The sequence below is a fragment of the Paenibacillus sp. J22R98 genome (assembly GCF_059383835.1).
On sequence record NZ_JBXENW010000007.1, the window covers coordinates 372340 to 395038 of the forward strand.

Below are 22699 nucleotides of genomic sequence, written 5' to 3' on the forward strand. Positions count from 1 at the left end.
CGTCGTTCAACTTACGGGTGAGCTGCTATCGTTTCTTCTTAGCGCCTCTTGCCCGATTTCTCTGGCGCCCCGGCTGCCTTCGGCGCTTCAAGCTGCCTTGCTTTCGAACGCCGTTGCGGCGGCGCCCGGTTTTCCCTATCCGGCCTGTCAGCCGTTTGCGACTCTTTCTTCTACTTCTGTACGCCGTGCCAATCGGCGCGCCTTTCGGCCATGCGGCAATGTAAACATCCGGTACCTCGCGAATCTCTTCCATCCGATGTCCTGCTCGATAGAAGGAGCGTTTCGATCGAAAAGGTCTGAGAACGCCATTATCAAACTTGTAGATCGTTGGCGTGCTGCCCTTGAGCACAGTTGGCGGGTAGTATCCGTGAACGGCGAGCGTAGCAATGAACCTGCTTAGTCGATCACGATAAGCGCTAATCCCATACACTTCATGAGCCTTCTGTGCATTGCGAGCCCCGATCGTTTGAAGTGCAACCTCATCTGCGAGCAGGGATGACACACGGTGTGTCAGCCCTTCGGTATCCCCCATCGGCACAACATAGGCTTCATTTCCGGTAGCTCGGCCTATTTCAGAGAGTCCGCCGGAGCCGTACACGACGACCGGTTTCCCGAACACCATGCCCTCGAGCGCCGTCATGCCGAACCCTTCCACCGTTAAACTGGGAACAACGAGCACATCCATGGCCGGGTAAACCGTCTCCACCTGCTCCTCGAACCGAACCCAGCGAAATCGCTCCATCAGTCCGCGGTCTCTGGCAATCCCGATACATTTGTCAAAATAGCCTTGATCCACGGGGTTCCCTACAATGAGATACATGGCATGCGGATGCTGCTCGGCCGTGTTGACGGCCATTTGCATGAAATGCTCTAGTCCCTTCGCCTCGAAGATGGACGATGAAATGTACCCCACCAGCCGCCGATCATCGGGTATCGCCAACTGACCTCGCCGGTTGATACGATGCTGCTGCCAGCTCTCCGGATTCAGCTCGCTCTGCTGCCAAGATGGCGGAATCAGCGTCGATTTGGGAATCATCCCCGGGGTGCGGAGCGGTGCGAGAGTCGTCTCCGAGATGCCGACGATGTAGTCGGAATACTGCTCGATAATGGAAGCCGCGAGCGCCGTATGAGGCGTTTCACGAATGGCTTCCATGACGGTCCAGACGACAGGAATGCCGAGCATCTTGCCGGCAATCGCAGGCATCGGATGTACGCAGGTGTTGGCGATGATGATGCTCGGCCGCTCATAGTGGATGAGCTGGATCAACTGCAGCCACAGCGGGTCCTGCTGGTGAGCGCCTATCTCATCGGTCATATGAGAGAGTCCTAGATACAGAGGCACGACCAGCGGAATTTGATGCACGATGACCGTAATTCCCAGCTTGCGAGCATTTACGGCAATAATGCCCTCATTGGGAACGACGAGCGTGCAGGCGAAGGAGGGCAACAGCTCCCTGACCATAAACAGCAGCAGTTTCTCAGCGCCGGTCACATATTGAGGGCTGCAAATATGCGAGAATACTAGCATTTTTGGTTTGCTAAGCTTCAATTGGTTGACTCCCCTCCGCCTGTTTCTTCGCAGCTATCAAAACCCTAGTTGTACAATATATTGAGAAGGCTACTTGCGCGGCACGACATTTGAACCTTTCCAAACGCACAAATACGGCCAATTCTAACTCCGCTGCTCACTGTGATGGACAGCTGTACCCCTTTTAACCGGGAAACAATATCGCAAGCAGTCTCTCGATCCTTTTGCCATACGTATGTTCCCGCATCGTTCGGTACATCCCGCGCATGGCGATCGCCTTTCGTTCTTCTTCGTGCGCGAGATAATAGTGAATTTTGTCTATCATCTCTTGCGGCGAAGCGTAGGTCACAATGTCCACATCCGGGGTGTAAAAGGATACGAGATCACTGCGAACATCTGTCAGCTGCAGTGCTGCGCAGGCCGAAATTTCAAACGTCCGCGGGTTCGGTGAAACTGCGCCGATGCCTGCACTATTATTGTTGAAGGTTTCGTCATCGTGGGCACGGTGCATGTTAATGACGATTTTGGCGCCGTTGTACATGTTCGCGGTTTCCTCGGGTCCCATCCATCGGCCAAGCTCAATCTTGTTCTTCATGAGCTGGAAGTCTTTCAGCCGCTCCCACCAGATACCTGAGATATGTGTATCCTTCGTGGCAAGAAATTTCGTAACCTCATTAAAAAACTCGACGCGCCGCCAATAAGCCGAACCGATAAAGCAAATATCATGGCGCTGCGACCTCAGCGGATTGCGCGGTCTGAACGCTGCCGGATCTGCTCCGAGCGGCAAATAATAGACATTCGGACAGCCTAACCTGCGGTAGTAGTCGACACAGACCAGCTCTAGGGTAAACACTTCATCGTAATGAGGCGCAATACCTGAGGTGATGTCCGTATAGTAAGGGTCATCCGTGAACCAAATGGCGGTCCGAATACCGGCTGCCCGCATGGCATCGGCATGGGCGACATTGAACTGTAGACCATCGAGCACGATTACAATATCCGGTCTGATCCGAAGCGCGATATCTGCTACCGGCTGCAAGGTATCCGTAATCGTCAATTGGGTCACCTGCGCACGAAGCGCATTCGCTATGGCCTCATCGAGCGGCGAATATGGGAATCCTTTGCCCGTCGCGACAAACAGCACATGCGCCTGTCTCACAGGGAAAATCTGAGTCTGTGCCGTATTTTGCAAGACCGACTCGCATTGGCCGAACCAATGACCGTGCTGCCAGCCAAGCCGGAATCCGTCTACTCTTCCCCGCGCTTCACCCCGAAGTCCCCGAACCACTTTGCCCTTGCGGATTCGGCGTCTTCGTGTTTTGGTCGCCATTCGATTCGCCCCTCCCTGCTTGAACCTTTTTCTTCTGCTCCTAATCACCATTTCAGCACCTCAGCTACCAGCTGCAAACGTTGAGCGAATGTGTGGTCCTTCAAGGTGCGATGCAGCCCCCGTAAGGCAACTTGTCTGCGCTGTTCTTCATGTTTTAAGTAGTAGTCCAGCTTCATAATGAGCTCATCCGGTGAATGAAAGGTATCGAGCTCTACGCCAGGCACATAGTAGTTAGGCAAGTCTTCGCGCACATCCGTCAGTTGAAGCGTGCCGCAGGCTGCGATCTCGTACGTGCGCGGATTGATGGATCTGCCCGGCAGGTTCAGCTCGTTTTTATTGTCCTTGCCCTGCTCTGTAGTCCGATGCATATTAATGACAATCTTGGCGCCGTTGTAGTAGCGGATCGATTCATCGACCGGCAGCCAGCCCATTCGTATGAATTTCTGCAATTGCTTATAGTGGCGCAGTCGATCCCATAGACCTCCTGCAATAAACACCTTGCGGTTCTTCAGGTAAGGAGCGATGGCATCGAACAGCTCCACGCGGTTCCAGAATGCTTGCCCGATAAAACAAATATCGCTGCGATGCACGGCCTCCACTTTCATGGGCTTAAACCAATTGGGATCGACAGCCAGCGGCATGTAGACCACCTCAGCACAGCCAAGTCCTCTGTACAGGTCAAGTGTGCTCAGCTCATGTGTAAGCACAACATCGTAATGCGGCGCGATATGCACCGTATCTGCCGTTACATACGGATCATCCGCGAACCAAATGGCCGTACGAATGCCCATTGCCCGCACCGCATCCACCTGCTGCAAATGATCGTCCGGGAACACATGCAATCCGTTGAGGACCAGCATCCAATCCGGTCTGATGAACGAAGCTTGCTCGGCCATGAATTTAGCATCAGCTACATGCACCTCGCGCACGGTTTGGCGAAGCGCTTCAATGATGCCTTGGTCGATGGCTTCAAAGCCCTGCGGAATGTACAGTACACAGACATTCCTTTTGGGGAATGCTGCGGCGGGATACATTCGGCGGTAGATGAAGTCGCAAGCGCCATCCCGCTGGCCGTTGCTGTATCCAGCGGCGAATCCTTTTCTTGCTGCCTTGGCGTAATATTTTCGCTTCGCCTGCACATGCTCCACCCCTGATTTTCGAGTATTCTGTCTCCATATATATGCGAATGACAGGCAAGGCTCTTGGTCACTTGTCCGCTTGGCTTACAAAATTGGCGTTTGACCCCTAAGGCAGATTGTCTTGAAAAAAGTAGTATATTTCTGGCAGTACAGTCACATATTAAAAGAGGTTACGGCATGAACATGAAGGAGGGCTTGATTATTCATTTCTCAAAGAAAGTGGTTGAACCGATTCCGGAAGAGCAAACGTCCATTTGGACATGCAGTAACGATGACTGCAGCTGCTGGATGCGAAATGATTTCTCATTCGGCGAATTTCCAAGCTGCCCCATCTGCCATTCCAGCATGACCAGCGAAATCAAATGCCTGCCCGTCCTCACCAACGGCACCAAGCGCAGCTTTCAGTAGATGATTGGTTTTTGAGATGACCTCTGGTCAACTCAGTATTCATCTCATTCAGAGAGCTGCTGGACCTATGGGGCAGCGAGAGATAAACAGCATGAAGAGGCTGACACTTAATCATCGATGATGATTAAAGGTCAGCCTCTTCATGTTCTAGTTGGGTTGTGCCAGTGCCCTCCATTCTGGGGCTGTCAGCGGATATTTCGCTAACAGCATTGAAACGTAGTCGAATCGATGCGCTTAAGCGGATATATCGCTCTTGAAGTGGCTCGATCGCCGAACCCCCAGTAATCTCGCCCTTTCTGGATGCTTTTAGCGGATATGCCGCTAAAAGTGCTGAAACGTAGTCGAATCGGTGCGCTTATGCGGATATACCGCTCTCGAAGTGGCTCGATCACCGAAACCTCAGTAATCTCGCCCTTTTTGAGGAAAGAGGCTAGTTGGTTCGCTGAAAGTTCGATTTTAGAACTCTCAGCTTCATTTCGGTGTGGTTTCGGCGGTGAGAGTTCAATTTTCGAACTCTCAGCACCAGATCCAGAAGGAAAGAGGTTAGTTGGTTCGCTGAAAGTCGGTTTTTCCGACTCTCAGCTTCATTTCGGCATGTTTTCAGCGCTGAGAGTTGGATTTTCCCACTCTCAGCATCCATCAAAGGAGGAATTGGGTTAGTTGGTTCGCTGAAAGTCGGTTTTCCCGACTCTCAGCTTCATCTCAGCGTGGTTTTGGCCATGAGAGTCGGATTTTCCGACTCTCATCTTCACCTCAGAGGTAAAGTGGCGGTTGGCGCTACCTCCAACCAAAAAACAAAAGTGCCAAGAAAAGTCCCCCCACGGGACTTTCTTGGCACCTACAAATTTAAACCGTAAACCTAGCCGCCGACTGGGACAGTTGCTGCGACAGCCCGGAGAGGCTTTGCGAGCTCATCGCCGTCTGCTCGGAGCTGGCAGAAGCTTCCTCGCTGACGGACGCGATGTTCTCGATGGCCTCGAGCACTTCTCTTGTTTGGCGCGACTGCTCCTCGCTGGCTGCGGCGATATCGGTCACTTGCACCGTAACCTCGCTCACCTTTTGCGTGATATGTACCAAGGATTCGCCGGTTTGTTTCGCGAACAGGACGGAATCGAGTGCCGCTTGCGAGCTCTCCGACGCGAAGGTTTGCATCTCTTCGATAATGCCGGTAATTTGATTGGCCGCCTCGCTGCTGCGCTCGGCCAGCTTACGTACCTCTTCGGCTACAACGGAGAAACCTTTGCCGTTCTCCCCTGCTCTGGCCGCTTCAATCGCCGCATTCAAGGCGAGCAGGTTGGTCTGCTGCGCAATCTCATCGATCACGCCGATAATTTCACCGATCTTTGACGATGCTGCTTGCAAGGTGCTCATCTTATCGCTGAGTACGTCCATGCTTTGAATGGAGCGCTGTACGATCCGATCGCTCGCCTCTGCTACACTTCGCGTATCACCGCACAGATTAGCAGCACCTTCTGCACGGATGGCAACCGTATCGATCGCGACCGACAGCTCCTGCATCAGCTCATTAATCGACTGGGCGGATTTTGCCTGCTCATTGCTTCCTCTGGCGATCTCATCCGTACTTTTCGTAATATCGAAGGAAGCAACGGAAACGGAATTCGCCGACTCCTTCATATGAGCAATGACGCTGCGCAGGCTCGTCACCATATCATTAAACGAACGCGAGAACTGGCCAACCTCATCCCTCGACGTAAAGTCGCTGTTCACCGTCAAATCGCCCCGTGCCACCTTCGCTGAAATATCCGCCAACTGCCGAAGCGAACTTCGCGTGGAAATACAGAATCCGATGGTTAGATACGTCGCCAGCAGCAGAAGCAGCGAAATAAAGAGTGTGCTCCGCAACCGTTCGGATGTGAAGCCATCCACCCGCTTATGCAGCAAGTCATCCAGAACATCCGAGGAGGTCTCGTACAAAGAGAAAGCCGCGGATATCGCGTCACCACTCAAATCATCCTTACTCCCAGCTCCCACAGGTACCCGGTTCGCTTCCATAAACCGTTCATTCATCAGCTCCACGAACGTATTGAATGAAGCAGCCGATTCCGTTGCAACGCGGCTCATATCCTCTCGCAAGCTAGGATTGTAGGCGTAAACCGTCTGCAGGTTTTTCTCGATCTCCGCGAGATTACTCTCGATTTGAGTCAAATAGCGATCCAATCGCCGCTTCGTCGTTTGCGTCAACTCTCCGTCATAGATCGCACGGTTTGCAATGACGGCGGATGCGCTGAGCAAATCAGTCATATACGGAAGCTTCACTAAGCTAATATCCATGATATAGTACGAATCCAAATCCGGATCCAAGACCAAATTCGAATGATCGCCTACTAATGTAATTAAATCCAAATGATCCTGTATCAGTACATCATATTTCTTGTACTCGTCATCCACTACACCTGCTTTGGGCATGCTGCTCTTGAAATCCTGCCAGTCGGATTGCAGCTTCTTCCAAGCCGTCTCTGTCCCTAGCTTTGATCCATATTTGTCTTCAAGCGTTTGCTGCTGCTTCATCGCCATCGCCATCAAGTTCTGACTCTCAGCAATCGCGGCCTCGCTTCCGATTTCACCCAATTGAAGGGAAGTCGTCTGCTCCCGCAAGTCGAGTGCAATCTGCAGCATATTCTTCATGCCTGCGTTATATTGGTTTCCGATTAATTCCTTCCTGCCGAATTCAATGCCGACCTTCTTCTCCGAAATGTAGAAGTACATCAATAATGCGACAGGGATGATCAGAACAACGCCAATAATGATAAATTTCTGTGCGTAGTTCAAGCGATTCATCAGTTTAATAGCAGGATTAAAGATCGTTGTAATCATGGTGTTTCCTCCTTATTAATCTTGGTCATCCCTAGCAAGCACTTCAATAGTACGATATATTTTCGACAAAATTCAGCATTTACCTCCTTTATTCGACGATATTCTGCGTAAATTTTCCATAAAGATGAACCGGCTTTCGCCATCCTGGCAGCAGAGAAACTCGTTTCATTTCGGACAAAAAAAGGCCGGCGATTCCTCCTCCTAATCAGGAAAGAACCGCCGGCCTCGTCATTTATTTCGATGCTTTCCAGGCATCGATCTGTGATTGCATTTCCGACAAAATCTTATCGAGACCTGCCTTCTTCAGCTTCTCGTTCATCTTCGTCAGTGTCGTATCCGGATCAGCGATACCGGTTACCAGACCTGCGTAGAACTCATCCACGACGGAGGCCGTTTGCGCAAGCTCACTCTTCACATTGCTCGGATCAAAGGAGAAGCCAAGCAGCTTGGAAGGAATTGCAGCCGCATTCTTGTCAGGACCTGCCGGGAACCATTTCGGCTGTGTTGGGCTTGTGCGGTAGGAGTTGAACATATTGCCATACTCCCAGCCGGAATCCATCCAGTAGCCGGTATTGTCGATCTTCTGAATGAGGTCGTCCCCAACCTTCGTGTAATGTTTGCCTTCGATACCGAAGCTCATCAGATTAAACAGTTGCGGATCAGAATAGAGCAGGTTGTAGAACATCATCGCTCTGGCCGGATCTTTGGACGTGCGGGAGATCGCCGTCATCGTTGCAATGATGGAGCCCGTGCTCATGTAAGGCTTGGAGAACTCAACTGCTGCCACGTTCGCTGCATCCCCGCCTCCGAATTTTGCCGCTTGGTTAGCCGCTGAATCCGGATTGATAACGGTAAATGTGGAGGACACGTATTTGCCTGCCAGCTCATCGGAGTTTGTATCTTTCAATGTGGAAGCATCCTTGCGGATAATGCCTTTCTCAAACCATTCATGCATGAGCTTCAAGAAGTTCGTGAATTCAGGTGTTTCGTACAAATTAACAACCTTCGAGCTGTCATCGTTGATATAGACGACACCCGGGTTTTTCTGCGAGAAATATTCAATGCCAAGCGCACTGCCGTAGTTACCCATGACATCGGTGTCGCCTTTCAGGCTGAACGGGAATTTATCCGGCTCGCCGGCTTTAACCTTCTCGAAGAACGGCGTCAAATCTTGAAGGGTCTTAAATTGATCCGCCGTGAAGCCGTACTTATCGAGGAACGTCTTGTTAATCAGAACGCCCGGTGTTCTTGCCAGTACTTGTGTATTAATGATGGCATAAAGCTTGCCTTTCACTTTGGCCGCATCCCATGCTGCTTCCGGCACCTGCTTCAGAATGTCCGGTCCGTACTGCGGGAGCAGATCCGTAATGTCGAGGAACGCGCCTTTATTCACATTTTGCAAATAATCGTTGGTCCAGTTGGAGGTAAAGATCAGATCCGCATTCTCACCGGAAGCGGCAATGGCCTGCATCTTCTGATCGTAAGTGCCCCAATCGACGAGCTGAATGTTCAGTGTCGCATTGATTTTCTCCTTCGTAATCTTGCTCATCTCATCCTGTACGAGCTTCGCATCCGGGAAAACGCTTTGCGGCAAATACCATGTAATTTCATAGGGATCGAGCTTGGATGCATCCGTTGCAGTCGTGTTCGCTGCCGAATTGTTTGCTGCCGTGTTATCCGCCTTGGTGCTGCCGTTGTTCGCAGACGATTTTGCATCGTTCTCTGTGTTACTGTTGCCGCAGCCGCTAAGCAGCATGCTAACGGAAAGAACCGCTGTCAGTGTTGCCGTAACAAACTTGAACCCTCTTCTTCTCATTGAAATAACCCTCCTGTGATTACTATTTATTATCATCCGAGAACGGACCGATAATCCAGTACAACTTTTCAAGCCGAGCCTCATTCATGAGCTTTAACCCTTGACCGCACCGACCGTTAATCCTTTAACCAAATATTTCTGAAAGAACGGGAAGGCGAACAGCATCGGCCCGGCAGCGAGAATCGCGATCGCCATACGGGATGACTCTGTTGGAATCGCGCTCAGATCGACGCTGATTCCTGCTTGCACATTCTTAGTAAGGAACTCGATATTGGTCATAATGCGGTTCAAGAAGAACTGCAGCGGGATCAGCTTCTCGTTCTGAATGTAGAGCATGGCAAGCCACCAATCATTCCAGAACGCCAGCGCGTAGAACAACCCGATCGTCGCCAAAGCCGGCTTCGATAGCGGAAGTATGATTCGCACGAAAATACTCAGCTCCGTTGCGCCGTCGATTTTTGCGGATTCGATGATTTCAAACGGCAGCCCCTGCATAAACCCCTTCATCAGCATCGCGAACCAAGCACTGACGCCATAGGGAAGAATCAACGCCCAAATCGTATCCTGCAGATGCAGCACATTCGTCATGATCATGTAGGACGGTACAAGCCCCGCATTAAAGAGGAGCGTGAAGAACACGAAGAATGTAGTTGCCTTGCTGTATCTGTAATCCTTACGCGTCATGACATAAGCAATGGAAGACGTAAGGAGCAGAGCGATTGCGGTTCCGACCACTGTCACAACGATCGTTATGAAATACGATTGCAGCAGCAGCTTCGGATTCTGGAGCAAATAAGAGTAGGCGGTAAACGTAAACCGCTTCGGAATGAGCTGGTACCCGTACCTGGCGATGTCGGCGTCATAGGAGAGCGATACCGAAACCACGTACAGCAAAGGAAAAATAATCAGAATCGACAGCAGGGTCAAAACCAGTACGATCAGTACATTGTTGCCGCCCAGTCTGCCCGCTCTAGCTGCGTGCATTTGCGCTCACCTCCATTAGAACAACGCGTTGTCCTTGCTGTATTTTCGAACGAGCAGATTCGTGGTCAGGACTAAGAGGAGTCCGACAACCGCCTGATACAAGCTTGCCGCGGAGGCCATGCCGAGATCTCCGACGACGCGCAGCGACCGATACACGTAGGTGTCCATCACATCGGTTGTCGAGTAGAGCATCCCTGCATCCCTCGGTATGAAGTAGAACAAGCCGAAGTCCGAGTAGAAAATACGTCCGATATTCAACATGGTCAGCATCGTGATGAGCGGCGTGATCAGTGGAATCGAGATGTTGCGAATCTGTTGAAGACGGGAAGCTCCGTCAATCGAAGCGGCTTCATAATAGCTCGAATCGATCGCAAGTAAGCCGGTGAAGAAAATAATCGCGGTGTAACCGACGTTCTTCCACAAATAAGTCAGCGTCAGAATGAGCGGCCAATAGGACGGATTGCCATACCAATCAACGGCTGTGCCATGAAATTGTTCCACTACCTTATTGATGACGCCGTACGTGGGGTTCAGCAGAATATAAGTAACAAACCCGACGACGACCCATGAGAGAAAGTAAGGGAAGAATAGGATCGTTTGAAAAATCTTCACGAGCCGTCTGCCCATTTCCGCCATCAGCAGTCCTACGATAACGGAGCAGAATGTCCCGACGATGATGAATACCCCATTCAACAGGAGCGTGTTTCGAGTTATCCGCATCGCATCCTGCGAATTAAAGAAGAACTTAAAGTTGTTTAAGCCTGACCAGGCGCTGCCCCAAATGCCGTCGGCATAATTGATGTCTTTAAATGCGATCACGATGCCAAACAGCGGCAGGTAATAGAAGATAAAGACGACGATGATCGCAGGCAGGCTAATCAGTAATAAGCTTCTGCCTTTCATGAAATGTTTCCATTCCTTCTTCAAAACCGAAGTGGTTCTTCTGCTCATGTGCTCCTCCTTTATGCGGTTTTGCAATTTCGTTGTTTACGATTCTGAGCATACGGCGCTTTGGGGCAGCGGCGAAACTGCTCATTTTTGCAGCGTCGAAAAAGCACTGTACGATACTGAAATGCGCCGAAAATCCACTGTACAAAAACAAAAAAACTAGCTAATCCTGCTTTTTAGGCAAAACAAATAATCCTTCATAGGCCTGAAGGATTATGGATAAATATCGTTGTGGTTGGCAGAGCTCGTTTGTACTGTGGATGCATAAACGTGAAGCAGCCAAGCATGCTCGCGCAAGCGATCACGACCGCCTTGTATCTCCTGTGCTTCGTCGAAAGCTGCTTTGGACGGCACAACGCTCGCCTTGAGCAGCCTTTTTTTGTGATCCTGCTACCTGGTTCACATCGCCGCCTCCAAGCAACCAGCCGAATGCATTCCCTCGCGATTCTAACGAACCGTAGAGGTCTTATATGGGAGAAATGGGCTCCTCATTTATTCTAACGAACCACAGAGACCTTATTTAGTCGAAACAGGCAGAAATGCACGGGTTTTGGAGCAAATAAGGCCTGTAGGGTTTGTTAGAATTTCAAATCGCCCCTTTTTGATCAAATAAGGCCCGTACGGTTCGTTAAAATTTATGGAGCCGCATTGTATACGAAAAGACCGCCGATACTCGATCGGCGGTCTTTTGCATCTCAAAAAATGGGTTCTACCCCTTCCCTCGCCCGGCAATATATTCCCGCGGCGTCATGCCAAACTTCGCTTTGAACAATTTATAGAAGTAGCTTTCATTCTCGATTCCGACTCGGCGCATGATTTCTTGAACGCTCAGCTTCGAGTTCTCCATCCACTCTACCGCTTTCGTCAACCGGATCTGATTGATGTACTCCGGTATCGACATGCCGAAGTGCTCCTTGGATATCTTGCTCAGCTTATAGGCTGAGAGCCGCATCATGCCCGATATATCGGTCGCCGACAGCGAGGAGTCAAAATAATTCGAGTCGATAAAAGCCTTAATCGTATCCGCCGCCACTTGATTCCCTTCCTCGGCAGCCGATTTTCGCTCACTCGTAATCGTCTGAACCGCTTCAAGCAGCTGTTCCTCGAACTGCTCCGCCGTCTCCTCTTCATACAACTCCCTGTTCAGCAGCTTCGCATGAATATGAATCGGCTCTTTGAGCGTCCGGTTCATTTCGTATACAGCCTTCTTCAAATGATGCACAACCTGCATGCTGACGAGCATAATGTCGCTGTACTCCAGTTTACGGATATACCGGAACAGCTCGCGGAACTTCTCTTCCGTTCGAACAGGATCGCCTTTCTTAACAACCTCGATGAACTTGCCCGTAAGCTCCATCACCTGCTCCATATCAATCCTGCCCGTCTGCTCATCGATTTCCGCTTGCGTAATGACCGCCATATGTCCTCGCACGTAACGATAAGAACTGTTCGTGAAGGTGTGGCTATATGCCGCCGCGATAGCTTGATAGTCCTCGATCGGCTCGCTGATAGCGACAGAGAACGAGATTTTGTAATGCTCTTTAATGTAGTGCTGCGCTTCCATGAGCAGCTCCTTAACCGCGTCTGCCTGCGAGGCCGAATCGATATTGAGAAGAATCGTGAACGAATCATCCTTCATGTCCACCGTTTGATGCGCGAATGAACGGCTTATCACTTCCGTCGTGATGTTGGCAATCGCGAAGCGCAGCAGCTCCCGTTCGACCAAGCTCTTCGTCATAAACAGCTTATAGTTGTCGATGCGCAGCACGCAGATGAGAAACGGCTTCTCCTGCGACATTGCAGGATGGAGGGAATGGAGCGCCTCACCGAAAGCCGTACCGCTCATACTGAAGCTGTCGACGAGCAATCGCTTGAGAAAATAGAGCTTCATAATGCCGGTGTTGTTGTTTTTCTCCAGATGATACTCATACAGCTGCTCTCTCGATTTCTGGTACACCTCGGTTAAATAAGAGAATTCATCCTTCGCCCCCGGGGTCACGGAGCCGCCGCGCGAGGTCTGTTCCATCAGCCTTCTGACCGGCTTGTAGATCCCTCTTGAAACAGACAAGGTCAACAGCAGCGCTCCGGCAAAGATCGCCATTGTAATGAGCAGAATCGTGTCCAGCAGCTGCTTCAGGTTCGCATACGCCTCTTTGTACGGCTTTGCATCCAGCAGTGTCCATCCCGTCTTCTCAAGCCGGATATACGAGATGATATATTTCTCGCCGCCGATGCTCTGGTTGAAGAAACCAGACGGCTGCGCAGACTGTGCTTCCGAGCTGCCCGCCTTGTCTACGTAAGCTTGCCTGATCGTATTCGCGAATGTTGACGTTTGTACCGGATTCGCCGGATCCGTCTCAATCAGTCCATTGCCGCTGTCCAGGATGTAGAGCTCACTTCTCGCACCTGCTTCAATCCGGTTAATCGCACGAATATTATCGACAAGCCAGTCCAGCTTAATGTTCAGAATAATGGCGCCATCCATGCGGTTATCCCGATCCGTCGTCTCGTACATGATATAGCTTAATACCGTATTCGCAGCACCGCCTGCGCCTTGGTCCGCGGCTTCCGCGCTGCGGCGCACGATTGCGCGAAGGACCGGAATGCTCGTGTAGCTTTGCAGCACCTTATCGAGTTCCGCGTCCTTATGATATAAATCGCCGTATGTCGAGTAATACAATTTCTTATGATTGTTATAAATGTAGATGGATTGGATAAACGGATTGTTCGCCACAATCGTCGCGTTTAGTTTATTGATGACATTCAAATGCTCGTACGTTTCCTCATCGTTCAAATACATGAGCGCCTTCACGTCATTGCTGCCATACGTGGAGAGCGTGATGTTGCGAATCATCGTATCGAGATAATCGATATTGTATTTCATCTGCGAGAGTACCTTCTGACTGTTCTCGTATTCGCTCTTGAACACCTTCTTCTCCACATTCACATAGACAAGCGTGGAGAACGATACGACGATTAGCAGAATAATACTGGTAATCCATAAGAATATGCGCAGCAAATATTTCTTCTCTTGAAACAGACGAATGAGGCTCATAAGCAAGTACCACCCTTGTTATTCAATCTTCGCTTCCCAAACCGAGCTGCCGTAATGAATGTCCGCTTTGCAAATATGTCCGGCAACCGCGATCGGCTGCTTGCCTTCTGCCGCATGCAATAACTGAAGAGCAGCACTTCGTCCCATATCATAGAAAGGCTGGTTCGCACCCGTAATATCCAATCGAAGTCTCCCATTCAACCCTTGCGCATCATAAGAAACAAGAGACATGTCTTCCGGGACACGTTTGCTGAGACGCTTAAGTGCGACAAGTACAGCCTCGGCAATCTGATCATTCGCTGCAAAAACAGCCGAATATCGCAACGTACCCAGCACTTCCTCAAGCCGAGAAACAAAGGATTCGAACTCACTCTCGAAATTCTCAAACCGGGTCGGGATGCACAAGTCGTAATCAGACCCGAACGGAATACCCGCCTCAATAAAGGCTTGTCTCATGCCAAGCAGCCGTTCATAGAACGTGCTGAGATCCGAATTGCGTACGAAAGCAATCTGCCGATGTCCCTTGGCAAGCAGCAATTTCGTGAGCGAATAGGCTCCCGAAGCATTGTCGCTTGTCACAAAGGGAATATCGATATCCCAAACGCGCCTATCCAGGAATAAGACCGGGATGCCGCTTGCTGCCAACCCCTCATAGAGCTGCCGACTGCGAGGCTCATCCTGACCATCGTGGATCGGACTAAGAATGATTCCATCCACTTGTCTTGCAATCGCGCTCGTCACGAACGCCTCCAGCTTATCGAGGCTTCGGTTATCGCTGCTGCTCATCAGTTGAAAGCCCTTCGGCTGCAGCACGTCCTCGATCCCACGCAGGGCGGCTCCCCAGAGCGGATTATCGATGCCGATAACCGAAGCGGCGATTAGTCCGCTCCCGCCTCCGCTTATGTTTCCACCGAGGCTATTCCTCTGGGATACGGAACTCAGCCCGCCATCTGCGAGATAAGTACCCCGGCGGTTATCCCGCGTGAGCAGACCTTCCCCGCACAGTTCCTTAATCGCCTTCTCTATCGTATTTACGCTGGATTGATAGGACTCCGCCAAAGTGCGGCTCGATGGCAGGCGTGAAGCGCCTTGCCACTCCCCTATATGTATGCGCTTTCGAATATCTTCCTTAATTCGGTGATACGGGTACGTAGACAGCCTATTCACCTTCATCTCTACTAGATTAGCTTGACTATATGATATGTGTATCATCTGTGTCAATCGAGAGTGTGTATTTGATTATGGCTATGTATATAGCCCTATCAATATATATCTTTAGTCCTTATTTTCAGCAATGACAGTCGTCATGCACGCCTATAAATACCAACTCCATCCTGTTAAATAGGTTCCAGAGACTCATTCACGACACTTAGATATTATGGAAAATAGAAATAGAACTATATTCCTACATTTTTCGCCAAATTGAATCTATTCTCATAGGCAAACCCTTCGAAATCAGGGGACGCAAAGTCATTGGGTCTAAGTCTTTTCTCCTAATTAGAGATCAGATACGACTGCCAGACTGCCGAAGTTAATCTGCTGGCCTTGGTTCCTCCAAGCGTGAAGATGCGTATCGGTCTATTGCCGCCATCTCACACCGAGGGCCTGAGGCTTTTTTGCATACCCATATCTACGTAGAAAGGATATGATCGGCTTGGCAACCCCATACGAGCAGTTCAGTTCGAAGCTTCTGACCTTTACCTTGATGTTTCTGATCCTTACCTCGCTCCCTATTTATGTAACCGTTCTCTCGCTTGAGCTGATTACCTTTCAGGTCTTTATTCGATTCGTCTCGTCCGTGATCCCGCTTGGCCTTGTGCTCTATTTCGTTTACCGACAAACCTATAAAACGCTTAAAGGGAAATTGATTATTTCAGCCTATTCGTTCCTGCTTTGCTTCATTGTCATGTGGTTTATACCGACGCCAAATTCCGGAAACGTGGTCTTCCTCTTCGCGCTACTCTCCCTCATCTATCTGGACCGCTACGTGACGCTGCTCGCAAGTGGATATGGCACCCTTGTACTCATCATCCATCAATTGTTCAATCCTTACCTGCTCGAAACGGATCTGCTCTACCGAATTGTACAGTTCACGTTGTTCACCATGTGTTGTATCACCTGTGTCAGCGTATGTATCATTGGAGGCAAAATCATTTCGAATGCCCAGCGCAGCGAGAAGAAAGCACTGGATAATGAGAAACGGTACCGGCAAATATTCGAGCTGTCTCCCGAAGCCAATATCGTGCAAATCGACAATAAGATTGTTCATATGAATAGATCAGGACTCACGATGCTCGGCGCGAAACACCTGGATGAATTAATCGGCGTTGATGTATTTGACCTGGCTTTGCCGGAGTATCACGAGCTGATCCGCGCGAAAGCGGCTGACCTCATAGAAGGCAAAACCATCTTGGATTACACGGAGCTCCGCATTTACAAGCTGAATGGAGAAGTGATCGAGGTGGAAACCAATTCCATCTCGACCTTATTCAATAATCGCCCAGCCATCCTCTCGAACTTCCGTAATATATCGGAAACGAAGATCGCACGCGAAACCATTAACTATATGGCGTACCACGATCAATTAACCGACTTGCCGAATCGCTATCAATTAATTATGAAGATGGAAGCACAGCTTCGGAATGCCGCTAACCATCCAAGCAGCTTCGCAATCTTGTTCCTGGACATGGACCGGTTCAAATCCATTAACGATACATTCGGCCATCCCCTGGGGGATCGACTGCTCAAGAGCTTCGCCAATCGGCTTCGGACTACGCTTCAGGAATCCGTGTTTGCGGCCAGACTTGCCGGCGACGAGTTCGTCATCCTGCTGCCGAATATCGACGCTGGGGCAGTGGGAACGCTGGTTGAGCCACTGCTGGAGCGGCTCTCCGAACCTTTTATTCTCAAAGGGCAAGATATTATTGTGACGACGAGTATCGGGATTGCGATGTATCCGAAAGACGGGCAGGATGCCGATACGCTTCTGATTCACGCGGATGCGGCTATGTATGCGGCTAAGCGGCAGGGGAGAAACAACTACGCTTTCTATAGCAATGAGATGAACGAGGTCAATTTGCGGAAAATGATGCTGGAGCAGGACTTGCGCAAAGCACTGCAGCAAGGCGAGCTGCATTTGGTCTATCAAGGCAAGAAAGATTTGCAGACCAGCCGTCTGAGCGGCTTCGAGGCTCTCCTGCGTTGGACGCATCCGAAGTTCGGCACCGTTTCGCCGGCTGAATTTATTCCGCTTGCTGAAGAAACAGGGCTCATTGTTCCGATTGGCGAATGGGTGGTACGGCAGGTCTGTGATCAAATCAATGCTTGGAAGCAAACGGGCTTGTCCCCGCTGCCGGTATCCGTGAACCTATCGGTTCGTCAATTCAAGCAGGACAACCTAATTGAGATGCTGAAGACGATCCTGCTCTCCACGGAGGTCGAACCGCAGCTCATTGAACTTGAAATTACAGAGAGCGTTGCTTCTTCCAATTTCGAAGCCCCGCTTATTCGCAAGCTGCACGAAATGAAGGCACTCGGCGTTCATATCTCTATTGATGACTTTGGAACCGGCTATTCCTCACTCAGCTACCTGCGCCTTTTTCCGGTGGACACGCTCAAGATGGACAAATGCTTTATTCGCAATATCGATCACAATCAAGATGATTTGGCCATCGTCACTGCGATCATCGGCATGGCTCACAGCCTTAAGCTTCAGGTGCTTGCTGAAGGCGTCGAGAACGAGACACAGCTTGCTCTCTTGAAGGAGCAAGGCTGCGACGGCGCGCAAGGCTATCTAATCGGCTATCCCATTCCGGCACATGAAGTGGAGCTGCTGCTGCTTCCGACCCTTGTGCCAAGCAATTCGTAGGGGAGTACAAGCCCGTTCCTATGATGGCCCGAACTCCCTCCAAGCTGCTTGATCGTCATTAGGTCTGCTGCTCATAGGCAAGCTGATGGCCATCCTCGAAGCCTTTGGCAAAGCCAAGATTATAGCCTTGATTATAGGCATTGTCGAAAGCCCGGTTATAGCTGTGACTGTTTAACCCCCGCTTCCGTCCACGCTTCTGCTTTCGCATGGAAGATTTGCCGGTGCCTGATTTCGTACGCCTGCGCTTCGTCGTAGAGGCCGCCTGTTTCTTCTGACTGCCTGCTCCTTCTGGCTTACTTGAAGTCTTGTTCGGTGTGACCCGTGGTGAAAGTGGTAACCTACTGCTTTTCTTCCCGCTTATTCCCGCTGCAATCACTTTCCGGTTCCTCCTTTACCTTCCCGTATTGGACGCGAACCAACCTGGACGACTGCATTCAGCCACGGTTCGGCAGAGCGGCTGTCTCTGCATCGTCTTTGGCTTTCACTGCTCTCCATGGCGCTTACCATCGTCGTAAGCGTCAGCTGCAGCGCCTCGAGGCGCTTCATGTTTCGCTGTATGGCTTCTGCCAGACCGGATGCACGCTCGGCCTCATCTGCGACGCTGTTCAGAATGCGAGCGACGGCCTGCTGGCTGCGGGAGAGTGACGCTAGCAGCTCAATTCGTACCTCCCGCTCCTTCAAGCTCCAACTCATTGCCGCCGATCTCCCATATCGAACGGTCCGCCCAGCATATTGTCTATGCCGTTCATCGGTCCGGCTCCCATCCCCATATCATCCACCTGGCGCAGTGCTGCCTTCAGCACGTTGGTCATCCCATGATTGAGCTTCGCAAGTCCGTCAATCACTTCGACAAGCTGGTCGTGGACCATCATCGAGGACTTCCATTGGTCTTGCTGCTCCGTAAATGCGTCGGGTGTAATATGATTGCACAGCCAAGCGCGAACCTTCTCCGCTTCGACAGCCTTTGCCTCCAGAATCATTGCCACATTCCACTGCAGCTTAGCGGAGGCATCCAGCATTCTGATATATGCGGTTTCTCGACTCATCACCAGCACGCTTCCTTTCCTCCGCTTATTCTTCGTCCTCGATGTCCATCTCTTTCATCACGACCGAAATCGTTAGGGCAAGCGACTCCTGCAGCTCTGCAATACTGTTTAAATAAGCGACTACACTCTTCGTCATCACTTGCGAATTATCCATCAGCTCGCCGACCCCGCCGAAGCTTGGGTGCGTATCCGGCAATGCGTGCACAATTTGTGCCATCCGGACAGCGACATGACGCTTCGCCTCCAAGACGCGCGCCAGCTGCTCATGGGAATGTGACATATGCTCAATCATTTCCGTTACGATATGCTGCAAGGCGCAGTCCCTCCTTTACCTATCGCAATATCAGGAATCGGTCTCTTTGTTAACATATGCGCCGCCCTCTCCGCTTGGCACAGCCAAGACCGCAGAGAAGCTATAACTGATCGGCAACCTGGACGGGAGCGATAATCGGCAGCCCTTCCGGCAGCATGCCAAGCTGCTCCTCCGTCACCAATCCGACAGGCTTCCACTGCAGACACCATGCCTCTGCTGCTTTCGCGCTGGCCACTCTGCGCCGAACGCCATTCTCGATCACATAGATGCTGCCGTCCGCTCCTGCGGCAGTCACGCCTTGCATCGTTAGTGAGCCATCGATGCTTCTCCCTTGCCAGCCTGCTTCCACAGCCTCGGCTGCAATGCTCTCCCCCATCGGCCAGCGGCGCAAATCCACTTGCGAGAGCCGAACAATAGGCAGGGCAACTTGGCCCACAATCGGGCGTCGCATTCCGCCTTCCACCCAGTAGAGCGCCCCGGATACGCCGCGGACGACGACATGCTGCGGGAAGAAGACCGACTCCCCCTGCGCCCGATCCACCGCTGTACCCATCGCCAGAACTTGCCGGACAAGATCATGGGGGTTGCCCCATTTCTCAACGTACACCTGCAAATTATGATCGTTAACCTCGACAAACTTCTCTCCAAGCGCCTTCATGCTTACGCTGCCGAAATGATGAATGAAGGAATCGCGCGCGATAGCCAGCCCATACCCCTGCAAGCGGACACGGATATTGTAATCGTCATCCTCATAGTTGCCAATCCGGTAGCCTTCGTCCAGAAAGCCCGTTCGATCCCACAGCTCGCGTCGAAACAGCAGGCAGAAGCCCGTTAATCGGTCGGTTCGCTGCCATTTGGCCGGGTTTGGAATATTATAAAGTCTTGCGAACGGAGCTATGCCCTTCACGCTCTTGTACGGTACTTCAATGCGCTGATCGCCGCTGATATAGTTCGTCACGGGGCCAACCATGCCGATTGTGGGATCACTGTTTAAGCAGGCCATCATGTTGTCGAGCCAACGCTCTGTCACGATCGTATCGTTGTTCAGCAGCATCAAATAAGAGCCTTTGGCCATCATCATGCCGATGTTGGTTGCTCCGGCGAAGCCGCGATTGGTCTCCAGCACCCGATACCGTACTCGGTTGCCGAGTCCGCGCAGATAAGCAGCCGTACCGTCCGTCGACGCATTGTCCACGATGATGATTTCATAGGGACTGCTCGTATGCTGCTCAATGCTGATAATGCATTTCTTCAGAAAATCCACCTTGTTGTAGCTTGGAATAATGATACTTGTGCCTTCAAAATAAGTACCGAAGCCAAAGTACCCCGTGCGGACGCCTTCCTGATAGCCGGCTGCCATTCCGATTGGAAACCGGCTGGATTTCTTTGTCTTGCGGGCCGCAGGGGTACTCGTAGCCGCCGATTTCTTCCGCTTGCGATGCGCATGCGCTTGCCTTCTCATCCGCTCTGCCCTCTCCTGTCCTTAATGCGTAAGCGCGATCTGACCCTTCACAATGGCATCCGCCATATGGCCAAAATCAAGCGCCGTCTTGCCCCGCTCGTGCGCGATCCGCGTACAAATCATAACAGCCGCAATTCCCGCGGAAACGAGCGCCAAATCAAATTCAATATACCGCATCTCATAGATGACCCGTTCCACGTCACGTACTCCCCGTACCGGGCTGATAAGCCCCGACACGATGAATCCTCGTTCCGTAAGCATATGTGCCAGCGCCGGAGCCGCATTGCCGATGACAAGCAGCTGCTTGCCGGCGAGCAGGCTGCCGAGCAATCCGGCTTGAGATAGCCCGTAGTTGACCGTCGAGTTGGTCATCCGGAGCGTCGCGGGTTCAAGCTGATGCGCGCGAAACACTGGATGGAGCAGCGGGTGAAAATGCTTCCTGCGCGCCAGCGGCACACCGACAATATGCGCATGGCGTATAGCGTGCACGAGCTGGTCCCGCGCGAGCAGATCGGGCGGATTTACGCCGGCATACGGGAGAAAGGTGCCCTCTCGCTGGATCGTACCCGTGTCGTAGACGACTTCCTGAGCGAGCGTCAGCAGCTCTCCGTCTCCCAGCCTGACGATTGCACACGGTCTGCGCTCATGAATGGCCTGCTCCATCTCGGCATACACCTCATGAACATCCATTAGCGGCAAACACCTTGGCCGCAAATGCTCAGCACCGATGGCAATGACGTCTTGGAGCCGCACCTCCGGGAGCAGCAAATTCATCGGCAGCGCTTGCTCGAGCAGCAGTTCTCCGCCTTCGTACTTGCCAAGCTCATACCCGGCTGTAAAAGCATTGTCGTGGAATTGCCCATGTTCCATCCCCGGCTGTATCAGGGCAGCAACACGCTGTCCCCGGCGTCGTCCCCGTTTCTTGACTGGGGATGACTTCCGCCCTCTTGTCCTTTTCTTGGATCCGCTCGAGCTTGATTTCCTCGACTGCCCGGCTTTTGCAGCTCCGCCTCCGCCTCCCGTTATCGCTGGGATCGCCCGCTTCTTCACGCTCTTCTGCGGCGAGGGGCCTCCCGACGTCTTAGCCGCTGCAGGCGTGTGAGTCTGCTGCGGCTGAGACGCCGGAGGCGGCGCATTCCGTTTGGCGGCAACCTGACCTTGCCCCAGGCGGCTAGTGCTCGTGAGCATCACATGCTTATGGACACCCGCCACCGTATGCGTCGTCACCTTCATGGTCCCTCATCCCCGCTAAACTTTATCGAAGCCTCAAGCAGCGATTGAAACGTACCGGCATCTGTCCACCAACCGGTGATATACCGGTGCGCCAGCTTTCCCATGCCCGCATAAACGTTGTTCACATCGGTTATTTCCAGTTCGCCGCGGTGTGATGGCGTCTGTGCCGCAATGAAATGAAAGACTTCGCCGTCAAACATATAGATTCCGGTTACGCAGCTATCGGTTGAAGGCTTTTGCGGCTTCTCATCGATATGAATAATCCGTCCACTTTCATCGAAGACCGGTACCCCGTAGCGCTCCGGATCAGGCACTTGCTTGAGCAGCACCATCGCACCTTCAGCCTGCTCCATGAATGCTTCCAGATGAGGGGCCAGTGAATCCTCGAACAAATTGTCACCCAGCAGCACGATAAATTTGGCATCCTCACCGACGAAAGTCCGCGCCAGCTCAAGCGCTTGCGCAATCCCTCCGGCTTCTTCCTGGATGCGGTAAGTAAGTGATACCCCGTACTCTGCACCGCTTCCGAGAAATGAAGTAAACATCCCCGCAGAGGCCCGGCTTGTAATGAGCAAAATGTCCGTAATGCCGGCTTCTTGCAGGCTATTAATGCTATAGCAGATCATCGGGAGCCTCCCGACCGGCAGCAAATGTTTGTTCAAGAGCTTCGTCAGCGGCATAAGGCGCGTTCCCGTACCGCCAGCCAAGATAACAGCTTTCAAATAAATAACCTC

Annotated in this window: 18 protein-coding genes and 1 riboswitch; of the genes, 2 read left to right on the forward strand and 16 right to left on the reverse strand. The window is 51.6% G+C overall.

Annotated features, from left to right (window positions below; genetic code table 11):
• Positions 1-25 precede the first annotated feature (25 nt).
• From AC50Y3_RS21030 to AC50Y3_RS21040, 3 genes are all read right to left on the reverse strand, one after another.
• Positions 26-1549, reverse strand: a complete 1524-nt coding sequence (locus AC50Y3_RS21030) for a glycosyltransferase family 4 protein (RefSeq protein WP_494820678.1) — start codon at positions 1547-1549, stop codon at positions 26-28.
• Between the two features lie 163 nt (positions 1550-1712).
• Positions 1713-2858: a CgeB family protein gene (locus AC50Y3_RS21035; RefSeq protein ID WP_494820679.1), complete on the reverse strand. Its 1146-nt coding sequence runs from the start codon at positions 2856-2858 to the stop codon at positions 1713-1715.
• 44 nt (positions 2859-2902) lie between these two features.
• Entirely contained in the window at positions 2903-3997 is a 1095-nt protein-coding gene (locus tag AC50Y3_RS21040; RefSeq protein ID WP_494820680.1) for a CgeB family protein, read from the reverse strand.
• Between the two features lie 201 nt (positions 3998-4198).
• Here AC50Y3_RS21040 and AC50Y3_RS21045 point away from each other — a divergent pair, with 201 nt between their 5' ends.
• A complete protein-coding gene (locus AC50Y3_RS21045) occupies positions 4199-4405 on the forward strand; it encodes a cold-shock protein (RefSeq protein ID WP_091220103.1) in 207 nt (68 codons plus the stop codon).
• 846 nt (positions 4406-5251) lie between these two features.
• On the opposite strand, the gene AC50Y3_RS21050 is transcribed toward AC50Y3_RS21045, so the two are convergent.
• The 6 genes from AC50Y3_RS21050 to AC50Y3_RS21075 form a co-directional block, all read right to left on the reverse strand.
• On the reverse strand, positions 5252-7240 hold the full coding sequence (locus AC50Y3_RS21050) for a methyl-accepting chemotaxis protein (RefSeq protein ID WP_494820681.1): 1989 nt from the start codon (positions 7238-7240) through the stop codon (positions 5252-5254).
• Between the two features lie 232 nt (positions 7241-7472).
• Positions 7473-9056 (reverse strand): DUF3502 domain-containing protein, encoded by a 1584-nt coding sequence (locus tag AC50Y3_RS21055; RefSeq protein WP_494820682.1) that lies wholly within the window; start codon positions 9054-9056, stop codon positions 7473-7475.
• 93 nt (positions 9057-9149) lie between these two features.
• Positions 9150-10040 (reverse strand): carbohydrate ABC transporter permease, encoded by an 891-nt coding sequence (locus tag AC50Y3_RS21060; RefSeq protein WP_494820683.1) that lies wholly within the window; start codon positions 10038-10040, stop codon positions 9150-9152.
• Between the two features lie 15 nt (positions 10041-10055).
• Positions 10056-10991 carry an ABC transporter permease gene (locus tag AC50Y3_RS21065; protein ID WP_494820684.1) on the reverse strand — a complete coding sequence of 312 codons (936 nt, stop codon included), beginning with the start codon at positions 10989-10991 and terminating at the stop codon, positions 10056-10058.
• 706 nt (positions 10992-11697) lie between these two features.
• Entirely contained in the window at positions 11698-14043 is a 2346-nt protein-coding gene (locus AC50Y3_RS21070; protein ID WP_494820685.1) for a helix-turn-helix domain-containing protein, read from the reverse strand.
• 18 nt (positions 14044-14061) lie between these two features.
• Positions 14062-15210, reverse strand: a complete 1149-nt coding sequence (locus AC50Y3_RS21075) for a GntR family transcriptional regulator (protein WP_494820686.1) — start codon at positions 15208-15210, stop codon at positions 14062-14064.
• 262 nt (positions 15211-15472) lie between these two features.
• Positions 15473-15573, forward strand: a riboswitch (cyclic di-GMP riboswitch).
• 124 nt (positions 15574-15697) lie between these two features.
• Here AC50Y3_RS21075 and AC50Y3_RS21080 point away from each other — a divergent pair.
• Positions 15698-17911 (forward strand): putative bifunctional diguanylate cyclase/phosphodiesterase, encoded by a 2214-nt coding sequence (locus AC50Y3_RS21080; RefSeq protein ID WP_494820687.1) that lies wholly within the window; start codon positions 15698-15700, stop codon positions 17909-17911.
• A gap of 58 nt (positions 17912-17969) precedes the next feature.
• On the opposite strand, the gene AC50Y3_RS21085 is transcribed toward AC50Y3_RS21080, so the two are convergent.
• From AC50Y3_RS21085 to AC50Y3_RS21115, 7 genes are all read right to left on the reverse strand, one after another.
• Positions 17970-18287, reverse strand: coding sequence for a hypothetical protein (locus AC50Y3_RS21085; RefSeq protein WP_494820688.1), 318 nt, complete (start codon positions 18285-18287; stop codon positions 17970-17972).
• A complete protein-coding gene (locus AC50Y3_RS21090; protein ID WP_494820689.1) occupies positions 18284-18604 on the reverse strand; it encodes a hypothetical protein in 321 nt (106 codons plus the stop codon). Before AC50Y3_RS21090 ends, AC50Y3_RS21085 begins: the two co-directional genes overlap by 4 nt.
• Entirely contained in the window at positions 18601-18957 is a 357-nt protein-coding gene (locus tag AC50Y3_RS21095; protein ID WP_494820714.1) for an alpha-helical endospore appendage domain-containing protein, read from the reverse strand. Before AC50Y3_RS21095 ends, AC50Y3_RS21090 begins: the two co-directional genes overlap by 4 nt.
• A gap of 25 nt (positions 18958-18982) precedes the next feature.
• Entirely contained in the window at positions 18983-19270 is a 288-nt protein-coding gene (locus AC50Y3_RS21100) for a nucleoside-diphosphate sugar epimerase (protein WP_494820690.1), read from the reverse strand.
• 100 nt (positions 19271-19370) lie between these two features.
• Positions 19371-20732, reverse strand: coding sequence for a glycosyltransferase family 2 protein (locus AC50Y3_RS21105; protein ID WP_494820691.1), 1362 nt, complete (start codon positions 20730-20732; stop codon positions 19371-19373).
• A 21-nt stretch (positions 20733-20753) separates the two neighbouring features.
• Positions 20754-21965: a GT-D fold domain-containing protein gene (locus tag AC50Y3_RS21110; protein WP_494820692.1), complete on the reverse strand. Its 1212-nt coding sequence runs from the start codon at positions 21963-21965 to the stop codon at positions 20754-20756.
• Positions 21962-22687: a sugar phosphate nucleotidyltransferase gene (locus AC50Y3_RS21115; protein ID WP_494820693.1), complete on the reverse strand. Its 726-nt coding sequence runs from the start codon at positions 22685-22687 to the stop codon at positions 21962-21964. The genes AC50Y3_RS21110 and AC50Y3_RS21115 overlap by 4 nt, the downstream gene beginning before the upstream one ends.
• Between the last annotated feature and the right edge of the window lie 12 nt (positions 22688-22699).